This is a genomic window from Pseudomonas sp. CFBP2511 (assembly GCF_030209255.1).
GTDB classification, from domain to species: Bacteria; Pseudomonadota; Gammaproteobacteria; order Pseudomonadales; family Pseudomonadaceae; genus Aquipseudomonas; species Aquipseudomonas avellanae.
This window is the reverse complement of record NZ_JARVSI010000022.1, coordinates 211,781-221,745: the sequence shown is the minus strand read 5'-3', so window position 1 is coordinate 221,745 and position 9,965 is coordinate 211,781. Positions and strand designations below refer to the sequence as shown.

Below are 9,965 nucleotides of genomic sequence, written 5' to 3'. Positions count from 1 at the left end.
TTCCTCACGCTCCAGCCTAGGAATGCCTTGGGTGACGCTCTGCGTCACAAATCTGCGCCGTGCCGCGTATTCAGGACCGGACGCAGAGCGTCCAGAACGGCATGCGACGCGGAGCGTCGCACGATAGTGAGGTTGTCGTTCTGTGCGCTCCAGCCCAGACACCTATTGTTCCTCACGCTCCAGCCTAGGAATGCCTTGGGTGACGCTCTGCGTCACAAATCTGTGCCGCGCCGCGTATTCAGGACCGGACGCAGAGCGTCCAGAACGGCATGCCGACGCGGAGCGTCGCACGATAGTCACCAGTGGCGTCAATCCAGCCCCAGCTTCTTCAACCGGTAACGCAACGATCTGAATGACAAACTGAGCCGCTCGGCCGCTGCGGTGCGGTTCCAGCGGGTTTCTTCCAGCGCCTGGAGGATGAGTGTGCGTTCGATGCTTTCCAGGTAGTCTTCCAGGTTATCGATATCAGCCAGGTTCGCACCCTGTTGTGCCTGGGGGCTGGCGGACTCTGCCAGACGCAGGTCGCTGGCGTGGATCTCATCGTTTTCACAGAGGGTGTAAGCGCGTTCCAGCATGTTTTCCAGTTCGCGCACGTTCCCGGGGAATCGATAACTTTTTAGCGTTTCCAGTGCATGCGCATGCAGGCGCGCGACGGGCTGAGCGCCGTTGCCGGCAAGTCGTCGCAAAACACTGGCTGCCAACTGATCGATATCCTCACGCCGCTCGCGCAGTGAAGGTACGCGCAGTTCGATCACGTTCAGTCGGTAATACAGGTCCTGACGGAAACGACCTGCAGCGACTTCGATATTCAGGTCCTTGTGGGTGGCGCATAGAATGCGCACGTCAACGACCTGCTCCTGCTGACCGCCGACGCTGCGGATGGACTTTTCCTGGATCGCGCGCAGCAGTTTTACCTGCATGGCCAGCGGCAGATCAGCGACCTCATCAAGAAACAGCGTGCCGTTGTGCGCCGCCTGAAACAACCCTGGCTTGTCTTCGTGGGCACCGCTGAAGCTGCCTTTGCGATGGCCGAAGAATTCGCTCTCCATCAATTCGGAAGGGATAGCCCCGCAGTTGACCGGCACGAACGGTTTGTCGATGCGCGGCCCTTGCTCGTGAATCAGCCGGGCTACCAGCTCTTTGCCACTGCCCGATTCGCCGCTGATGTAGATGGGTGCCTGGCTGCGCGCCAGCTTGCCGATCTGGTTGCGCAGGGTGCGCATCGGCGGCGAATCACCCAGCAGACGGCTGTCGATGCTGTGCACCGGTTGAGTGGCGGAGGGCAGGCTCAGAGCACTATTGACCAGTTCGCGGAGCCGGTTGAGGTCCACCGGTTTGGTCACGAAATCGAAGGCCCCGGCTTTTAACGCATGAATCGCCGTGTCCAGGTTGCCGTGGGCGGTGATCATCGCCACTGGCACATGGGGGTAGCCGTGCTGGATGTGCTGCACCAGTTCCAGGCCGTTGCCATCGGGCAGGCGCATGTCGGTCAGGCACATATCGAACGGCTCGCGGGCCAGCCAGTCATGGGCCTCGGCAACGTTGCGGGCGCTGCGCGTGTCGAGCTTCATGCGCCCGAGGGTGATCTCCAGGAGTTCGCGAATATCCGGCTCATCATCGACTATCAGGATCTTTTGCCGTTGGCTCATGCTCAGCTCGTTTTGAACGGGTGGGCGAAGGTGATGCGCAAACAGCTGCCACCGTCGTGTGGTCGGGGGATATATTCCAGATGCGCCTGATTGCTTTCGCACAATTCACGGGAAAGGTATAGACCCAGGCCGGTGCCTTTGCTTTCCGTGGTGAAAAACGGTTCGAAAATCTTGCTCAGGTGTTGTTCGCTGACACCCGGCCCGTCGTCCAGCACTTCCAGGATGGGTAAATCGCTTTCCCGGTCATGGTGCAGGTTCAGCCAGACCTGCGCCGACGGGTGATTGCGGCGGCTGTAGCGTAGGCCGTTCTGCACCAGGTTGGTGATGATCTGGGTCAGTTGCCCGGCGTCCATGCGAGTGGTCAGCATGCCTGGGCTTATTTGCACATGAATCGACTGATCCGCAGCGGCCGAGCTACGAAAGTCGCTGACAAAATTTTCCAGCCAGACTTTCAGGTCGAGCAGTTCGGGTTGTGCTTCGCGTCGGCGAGACAATTGCAGGACGTTTTCAATCACCCGATCAATGCGCTGCGACTGATCATGAATGATCTGCCCCAGACGGCGATCCGGCGCGCTGAGGTCTTCCGACTCGTTGAGTAACTGCGCAGCATGGCTGACCGCACCCAACGGGTTGCGTATTTCGTGGGCGATGCCTGCGGTCAGGCGGCCCAGCGCAGCAAGTTTGAGCTGCTGCGCCTGATGGGCAATCTGCGACAGATCTTCAAGGAAGATCAGCGTTTGACGCTGGTCGCCCCGATTGAGCGCGGCAAAGCTGGGTTGCAGCACAGGCCCGATAGATGAGGTGGTGATGCTGCGCGGCACCATGATCGGGTTGATCAGCCACTGGCGCAGGCGCTCGACCAACTGCGGCGAGTAAGCGTCGATGACCTGACCGACCAATCGTTCATGGCCGAGCAGGGTCAAGGCCCCCTGATTGGCCAGCACCACCTGGCGGCGCGCATCCAGCACCACAATGCCGGTGCGCATGCGCTGCAGGATCAGCGCATTGAGCTCTTCAAGGCTGTCGACATCCGCTGCCCGTTGCTCGGCCAGCCCCTCGCTGACTTGCAGGCGCGCAGTCAGTGCCTGCACCAACAGCGCGGCGGCGAAGCACAGCGCACCCAGAGAACCGGCCTGCACGTAGTCGTTGGACACCGAAGGTGTGCCGAAGCTGATGTAGAACGTCAGGTAGATGATGCCAATGGCAGAAACAGCAGCGATCAACAGGCCGATGCGGCCTCGCAGCAGCACGTTGCTGATCGCCACGGATGCGATCAACAGGTTGCCGATGCCGCTCGACGGCCCGCCCGCCGCATAAAACAGCCCGGAAAGCATGATTGCGTCGGTCATCGCCAAGCCAAACAGCTGCGCCTGGCGGCTGGGGCGCTCCAGCAGCACCACCACCAGAATGTTGAACACCAGGTACAGCCAGCAGCCCGAACGGAACAGATTCGGATTGGCCAGTTGCAGCAACTCGGTTTCCAGGCTGCTGGAGATCAACAGAACCAGCACGACGCCAATGGTCAGTCGATAAAGGTGATACAGCCGCAGAATCCGTTGCGCCTGCGGGCTGGTAAGCGAAGGCGTCTCAGCGGTCACGTGCCGCAGGGCCTTCCAGTCGGTGTGCCTCGCTGCAATACCACTGTTTTTCCTGGCTCAACGCGCGATCCTGAGGCAGGTGAACGCCGCAGTGTGCGCAACGCACCATCGGGGTAGCAGCGATTTCGGGCGGCTCTGCGCGTGGCTTGGGCTTGGGGGGATTGATCAGGCGCTTGACGAACCAGATCACCGCCGCGATCAACGCGACCCACATGAGTAAGCGAACCATGACTACCAGCTTAGTGATTGACGATGGCGCAGTGTAGCCAAGCGGCAGGCGGGCGCACAGTGGCTGTGCCTTATAAATGTGATGCATAAAAAAAGAGGCCCGCAGGCCTCTTTTCTGAGCTAGCTACTATCAGTCAGTCGAACAGACCCAGGGTCATGTAGCTGAACCACGAACGGCTTTTGGTGCCTTTCGCTTCGGCGTCTTTTTCCGCCTGCTCGTCCAGCTCTGCCTGATTTTCCGGCAACAGCTCTTTCGGGATGGAGTCCTTGGCGTCCTGATACTGCTTCTTGATGTCCTGATCGGCACGGGTCTGGCCCGGTGGCAGCGGCGCGCTGCCGTCGATCAGGCCAAGGGTCGCTTTCGACAGCCATGAGCGGTTATCGGCTTCGGCCTGACGCGGGTTGAACTTGCCGTCCACCAGTTGAGGGTGATTCGGGTAGTTGGTCTTCAGCACTTCGAGGCTGGTGGCCGCGAGGTCGTCAAGGTGCAGACGCTGATAGGACTCGACCATGACAGCCAGGCCGTCGCCGACCGATGGCGTCTCCTGGAAGTTTTCCACCACGTAACGGCCACGGTTGGCGGCGGCGACATAGGCCTGACGGGTCAGGTAATAGTCGGCCACGTGGATTTCGTAGGAGGCCAGCAGGTTGCGCAGGTAAATCATGCGCTGCTTGGCATCAGGCGAATAACGGCTGTTGGGGTAGCGGCTGGTCAGCTGGGCGAACTCGTTGAACGAGTCGCGGGCAGCACCGGGGTCACGCTTGGTCTGGTCCAGCGGCAGGAAGCGGGCCAGCAGGCCAACGTCCTGGTCGAAGGAAGTCAGGCCCTTCATGTAGTAGGCGTAATCGACGTTCGGGTGCTGCGGGTGCAGGCGAATGAAACGCTCGGCAGCGGATTTGGCTGCTTCGGGTTCACCATTCTTGTAGTTCGAGTAGATCAACTCGAGCTGGGCCTGATCGGCGTAGCGACCGAACGGATAGCGTGATTCCAGCGCCTTGAGCTTCTCCGTGGCGCTGTTATAGCTGTTATTTCCCAGGTCGGCCTGCGCCTGCTGGTACAGCTCGACTTCGCTGAGGTTTTCGTCGATGACTTCCTTCGACGAACAGGCCGCAGTCAATGCGAGGATGGCGATCAGCAGCAGGTGTTTCACTTGCATGGCGGCTTGCGTCCCTATAACGGCCTGCTGTCTTGGGCGGGGCCGTCCTGTTATGATGAGCGCCCCGCGATACCGGCGGGACAAAAGACGCCGTATTTAACCACAAGCGCGCTGCCGAAACCAAAGGCTAGCCGCCACCTAGTCTGGTCATGTCCGAAAATATAGAACTCCGCGCAGAGGTGCCGTCCGAATTGGGCGGTCAACGCCTCGATCAAGTCGCCGCACAATTATTCGCTGAGCACTCGCGCTCGCGCCTTTCCGCCTGGATCAAGGACGGCCGCCTGACTGTGGACGGAGGCGTGCTGCGCCCTCGTGACATCGTGCATGGTGGCGCTGTTCTCGAGCTGATTGCCGAGCAGGAGGCCCAGGGTGAATGGGTCGCTCAGGACATCGAGCTCGACATCATCTATGAAGACGATCAGATCCTCGTCATCAACAAGCCGGCAGGTCTGGTGGTGCATCCGGCTGCCGGTCACGCCGACGGCACGCTGCTCAATGCCTTGCTGCACCACGTGCCGGACATCGTCAATGTCCCGCGTGCCGGTATCGTGCACCGTCTGGACAAGGACACCACCGGTCTGATGGTGGTCGCCAAGACCATTCAGGCGCAGACCCAACTGGTGACCCAGTTGCAGAGTCGCAGTGTCAGCCGTATCTACGAGTGCATCGTGATCGGCGTGGTGACCGCAGGCGGCAAGATCGACGCGCCGATCGGCCGTCACGGCCAGCAGCGCCAGCGTATGGCGGTGATGGAAGGCGGCAAGCAGGCGGTCAGCCATTACCGCGTGCTGGAGCGTTTCCGTTCGCACACCCACGTTCGGGTCAAGCTCGAAACCGGCCGCACGCACCAGATTCGTGTGCACATGGCGCACGTCAACTACCCGTTGGTCGGAGACCCGGCCTACGGCGGTCGTTTCCGCATTCCGCCAGCGGCCAGCCTGACCATGGTCGATTCGCTCAAGACCTTCCCGCGTCAGGCGCTGCATGCGCGTTTCCTGGAACTTGATCATCCGATCACCGGTAAGCGCATGAGCTGGGAATCGCCACTGCCCGACGATTTCGTCTGGTTGCTGTCGTTGCTCAAGCAGGATCGCGAGGCGTTCATCGGGTGAATGACTGGCTGATACCTGACTGGCCTGCGCCAGCACAGATCAAGTCGTGCGTTACTACTCGCTCGGGCGGGGCCAGTCTGGCTCCATTCGACAGCTTCAATCTGGGCGATCATGTCGATGACAGCCCATCGGCGGTGGCGAGCAATCGCCTGCGCCTGACCACTCATCTGAATGTTCAGCCCGCCTGGTTAAGCCAGGTGCATGGCGTGGACGTTGCTCATGCCGATCCGTCCCGGGTTGTCGAGGCTGATGCCAGCTGGACAAGCAGCCCCGGCGTGGCCTGCACCATCATGACAGCCGATTGTCTGCCTGCATTGTTCTGTCGTCGCGACGGCACGCGTGTCGCCGCAGCGCATGCAGGTTGGCGCGGGCTGGCGGCCGGTGTGCTGGAAGCGACCGCCGACAGCCTGCACAGCAAGCCAGAAGACATCATGGCCTGGCTCGGTCCTGCCATTGGTCAGCCCTCGTTTGAAGTCGGTCCTGAGGTGCGCGCAGCCTTTATTGGCAGCCATCCTCAAACGGCGCAGGCGTTTATCGCCAGTTCAAATCCCGATCGTTTCATGGCTGACATTTATAAGCTGGCCCGCTTGCGGCTGGCGGCCCACGGTATTACTGCTGTCTATGGCGGCGGGCTGGATACCTTTACGGATTCGCGCTTCTATTCCTACCGCCGTGCCCCTCGCACCGGGCGCTTCGCCTCACTGATCTGGATCGATCACGCCTGAACACGTGCTCTTTTGCGCCAGCCAGCCAGGCTTGCCGCAATGCTTGTCTGATCTGTATCAACCTGGGCCCGCTTGAAACACGCAGAATCGTCCGCATCTAACTGACTATTCAGCAGGTTTTCGTTATAGGTGTGTTCATTGCTCCGGCCTGCATTAAAAGGAAGGTGACTGATGCGTATCGACAGATTGACCAGTAAATTACAGTTAGCGTTATCGGATTCTCAATCGTTGGCCGTTGGCCTCGACCATCCCGCCATTGAGCCTGCGCATTTGATGCAGGCACTGCTCGAACAGCAAGGCGGTTCCATTAAGCCATTGCTGCTGCAAGTCGGCTTCGATATCAACAGCCTGCGCAAGGAACTGAGCGCTGAGCTGGACCGACTGCCCAAAATCCAGAACCCGACCGGCGACGTCAACATGTCGCAGGACCTGGCGCGCCTGCTCAATCAGGCCGACCGCCTGGCGCAGCAGAAGGGTGATCAGTTCATTTCCAGCGAGCTGGTGCTGCTCGCTGCAATGGATGAGAACAGCAAGCTCGGCAAGTTGTTGCTGGGGCAGGGCGTCAGCAAGAAGGCCCTGGAAAATGCCATCAATAACCTGCGCGGCGAAGGTGCCGTCAATGACCCGAACATCGAAGAGTCGCGTCAGGCGCTCGACAAGTACACCGTTGACCTGACCAAGCGCGCCGAAGAGGGCAAGCTAGACCCGGTGATTGGCCGTGATGACGAGATCCGTCGCACCATTCAGGTTCTGCAACGCCGAACCAAAAACAATCCTGTGCTGATCGGTGAGCCCGGTGTGGGTAAAACCGCCATCGCCGAAGGTCTGGCGCAGCGCATCATCAATGGCGAGGTGCCGGATGGCCTGCGCGGCAAGCGTCTGCTGTCGCTGGACATGGGCGCACTGATTGCCGGTGCCAAGTACCGTGGCGAGTTCGAAGAGCGCTTGAAGTCGCTGCTCAACGAGCTGTCCAAGCAGGAAGGCCAGATCATCCTGTTCATCGACGAATTACACACCATGGTCGGCGCGGGCAAGGGCGAGGGCTCGATGGACGCGGGCAACATGCTCAAGCCGGCACTGGCTCGGGGCGAGTTGCACTGCGTCGGCGCCACCACGCTCAACGAGTACCGCCAATATATCGAGAAGGACGCCGCGCTTGAGCGTCGTTTCCAGAAAGTGCTGGTGGACGAGCCGAGCGAAGAGGACACCATTGCCATTCTGCGTGGCCTGAAAGAGCGCTATGAAGTGCATCACAAGGTTGCGATCACCGATGGCGCGATCATCGCTGCGGCCAAGCTGAGCCATCGCTACATCACCGATCGTCAGTTGCCGGACAAGGCCATTGACCTGATTGACGAAGCGGCCAGCCGCATTCGCATGGAGATCGACTCCAAGCCCGAAGTGCTCGACCGTCTTGAGCGACGCCTGATTCAGCTGAAAGTCGAAGCTCAGGCGCTCAAGAAGGAAAAGGACGAGGCAGCCATCAAACGCCTGGAAAAACTCCAGGAAGAAATCGTGCGCCTTGAGAAGGAATACGCCGATCTCGAAGAAATCTGGACGTCGGAAAAAGCCGAAGTCACCGGTTCTGCGCAGATCCAGCAGAAAATAGAGCAGTCCCGTCAGGAACTGGAAGCGGCGCGTCGCCGTGGCGACCTGAACCGCATGGCCGAGTTGCAGTACGGCATCATCCCGGACCTGGAACGCAGCCTGCAGATGGTCGATCAGCACGGCAAGCCCGAGAACCAGTTGCTGCGCAGCAAAGTGACCGAAGAAGAAATTGCAGAAGTCGTCTCCAAATGGACCGGTATTCCTGTGTCGAAGATGCTGGAGGGCGAGCGCGAGAAGCTGTTGCGCATGGAAACCCTGCTGCATAACCGGGTGATCGGTCAGGAAGAGGCGGTAGTGGCGGTTTCGAACGCCGTGCGGCGCTCGCGTGCCGGGTTGTCCGACCCTAATCGCCCAAGCGGCTCGTTCATGTTCCTCGGCCCCACCGGCGTGGGTAAAACCGAACTGTGCAAGGCGCTGGCCGAATTTCTGTTCGACACCGAAGAGGCGATGGTGCGAATCGACATGTCCGAGTTCATGGAGAAACATTCCGTGGCTCGCCTGATCGGTGCACCACCCGGCTATGTCGGTTACGAAGAGGGCGGCTACCTGACCGAAGCCGTGCGTCGCAAGCCGTACTCGGTGATCCTGCTCGATGAGGTGGAGAAGGCGCACTCCGATGTCTTCAACATCCTGCTGCAGGTGCTTGAAGACGGACGCCTGACCGACAGCCACGGGCGGACAGTGGATTTCCGTAATACCGTGATCGTCATGACCTCCAACCTGGGCTCGGCGCAGATCCAGGAACTGGTGGGTGATCGCGAGGCGCAGCGTGCGGCGGTAATGGACGCAGTCAGCACGCACTTCCGTCCAGAGTTCGTCAACCGGATCGACGAGGTGGTGATCTTCGAGCCCTTGGCGCGTGATCAGATTGCCGGTATCACCGATATCCAGCTTGGCCGTCTGCGCAAGCGTCTGGCCGAGCGCGAGCTGACAATGGTGCTGAGCCCCGAGGCGCTCGACAAGCTGATTGCCGTCGGTTACGACCCGGTCTATGGCGCACGGCCACTCAAGCGCGCCATTCAGCGCTGGATCGAAAACCCGCTGGCGCAACTGATCCTCTCGGGTGGCTTCGAGCCGGGCAGCAGCATCACCGGCAAGGTGGTCGACGACGAGATCGTGTTTGGCTGATCGGTGCGTCGGCTTCTCGCCTCTCATAGAAGGGCTCTCGGGATGAGGGCCCTTCTCATGAGGGGGCTGCCAGCGGTAAAATCGGCCTCGAAAGGCCATCTGAAAAAAAATCGCAAATCATTGTCTTAAAAAGCAATTTATAGGGTTGACAGGTGTTTTTAAAATTGTAGAATAGCGCGCCTCAGAGACGTGAACGCAACGATACAAACGAAGCGCAAAGGTCGATGAGATTGAAATCAACGAGTTAACAGCGAGCTGGTTTCAAGGCTACAGGTTGTAAAGTTGAATCTGAAATCGATAGTTCCGCGATAGCTCAGTTGGTAGAGCAAGTGACTGTTAATCACTGGGTCCCTGGTTCGAGTCCAGGTCGTGGAGCCAGATTTCGCAAGGTTCAATGCAGTTTCAGTCGGGGTATAGCGCAGTCCGGTAGCGCGCCTGCTTTGGGAGCAGGATGTCAGGAGTTCGAATCCCCTTACCCCGACCATATTTGGGTCGTTAGCTCAGTTGGTAGAGCAGTTGGCTTTTAACCAATTGGTCGTAGGTTCGAATCCCACACGACCCACCATTTTTGGCTACAAGGTTCACCTTGTAGCCGAATCTTAAAGATCTGATGCCACTCGTATCAGGTCGCAGGCAGCTGGTTGAGGTGCCTTGATTTACCGGGGTATAGCGCAGTCCGGTAGCGCGCCTGCTTTGGGAGCAGGATGTCAGGAGTTCGAATCCCCTTACCCCGACCAAATTGTTGTGGCTGTATCTTTAG

7 protein-coding genes and 4 tRNA genes are annotated in these 9,965 nt (G+C 59.5%); 7 read left to right on the top strand and 4 right to left on the bottom strand.

From position 1 onward, the window contains the following. Nucleotides 1-308: 308 nt before the first annotated feature. The 4 genes from QRN38_RS18900 to QRN38_RS18885 form a co-directional block, all read right to left on the bottom strand. A complete protein-coding gene (locus QRN38_RS18900) occupies nucleotides 309-1,649 on the bottom strand; it encodes a sigma-54-dependent transcriptional regulator (protein WP_007246759.1) in 1,341 nt (446 codons plus the stop codon). Between the two features lie 2 nt (nucleotides 1,650-1,651). After that, nucleotides 1,652-3,247, bottom strand: coding sequence for a sensor histidine kinase (locus QRN38_RS18895; protein ID WP_024667032.1), 1,596 nt, complete (start codon nucleotides 3,245-3,247; stop codon nucleotides 1,652-1,654). Next, nucleotides 3,237-3,476: a PP0621 family protein gene (locus QRN38_RS18890; RefSeq protein ID WP_057403016.1), complete on the bottom strand. Its 240-nt coding sequence runs from the start codon at nucleotides 3,474-3,476 to the stop codon at nucleotides 3,237-3,239. Before QRN38_RS18890 ends, QRN38_RS18895 begins: the two co-directional genes overlap by 11 nt. A 133-nt stretch (nucleotides 3,477-3,609) precedes the next feature. Next, nucleotides 3,610-4,632, bottom strand: coding sequence for an outer membrane protein assembly factor BamD (locus QRN38_RS18885; protein WP_005769279.1), 1,023 nt, complete (start codon nucleotides 4,630-4,632; stop codon nucleotides 3,610-3,612). 149 nt (nucleotides 4,633-4,781) lie between these two features. Here QRN38_RS18885 and rluD point away from each other — a divergent pair, with 149 nt between their 5' ends. The 7 genes from rluD to QRN38_RS18850 all read left to right on the top strand — a co-directional run bounded on the left by rluD (nucleotide 4,782) and on the right by QRN38_RS18850 (nucleotide 9,942). Continuing rightward, nucleotides 4,782-5,744, top strand: a complete 963-nt coding sequence (gene rluD, locus QRN38_RS18880; RefSeq protein ID WP_003381266.1) for a 23S rRNA pseudouridine(1911/1915/1917) synthase RluD — start codon at nucleotides 4,782-4,784, stop codon at nucleotides 5,742-5,744. Then, complete coding sequence (gene pgeF / locus QRN38_RS18875; RefSeq protein ID WP_057419060.1) at nucleotides 5,741-6,469, top strand: peptidoglycan editing factor PgeF; 729 nt, start codon at nucleotides 5,741-5,743, stop codon at nucleotides 6,467-6,469. The genes rluD and pgeF overlap by 4 nt, the downstream gene beginning before the upstream one ends. Nucleotides 6,470-6,640: 171 nt before the next feature. Beyond that, complete coding sequence (clpB, locus tag QRN38_RS18870; RefSeq protein ID WP_005614629.1) at nucleotides 6,641-9,205, top strand: ATP-dependent chaperone ClpB; 2,565 nt, start codon at nucleotides 6,641-6,643, stop codon at nucleotides 9,203-9,205. Between the two features lie 302 nt (nucleotides 9,206-9,507). Next, nucleotides 9,508-9,583 (top strand) — tRNA-Asn (locus QRN38_RS18865). 29 nt (nucleotides 9,584-9,612) lie between these two features. Further along, nucleotides 9,613-9,689: transfer RNA gene (locus QRN38_RS18860), tRNA-Pro, on the top strand. A 5-nt stretch (nucleotides 9,690-9,694) separates the two neighbouring features. Then, a tRNA-Lys gene (locus QRN38_RS18855) sits at nucleotides 9,695-9,770 on the top strand. Nucleotides 9,771-9,865: 95 nt separating this feature from the next. Further along, nucleotides 9,866-9,942 (top strand) — tRNA-Pro (locus tag QRN38_RS18850). Nucleotides 9,943-9,965: the final 23 nt, after the last annotated feature.

Excerpts from the sequence above, each read along its gene's own strand:
- QRN38_RS18900 (WP_007246759.1), bottom strand. The coding sequence starts at position 1,649 with ATGAGCCAACGGCAAAAGATCCTGATAGTCGATGATGAGCCGGATATT.
- QRN38_RS18890 (WP_057403016.1), bottom strand. The coding sequence starts at position 3,476 with ATGGTTCGCTTACTCATGTGGGTCGCGTTGATCGCGGCGGTGATCTGG.
- QRN38_RS18885 (WP_005769279.1), bottom strand. The coding sequence starts at position 4,632 with ATGCAAGTGAAACACCTGCTGCTGATCGCCATCCTCGCATTGACTGCG.
- rluD (WP_003381266.1), top strand. The coding sequence starts at position 4,782 with ATGTCCGAAAATATAGAACTCCGCGCAGAGGTGCCGTCCGAATTGGGC.
- clpB (WP_005614629.1), top strand. The coding sequence starts at position 6,641 with ATGCGTATCGACAGATTGACCAGTAAATTACAGTTAGCGTTATCGGAT.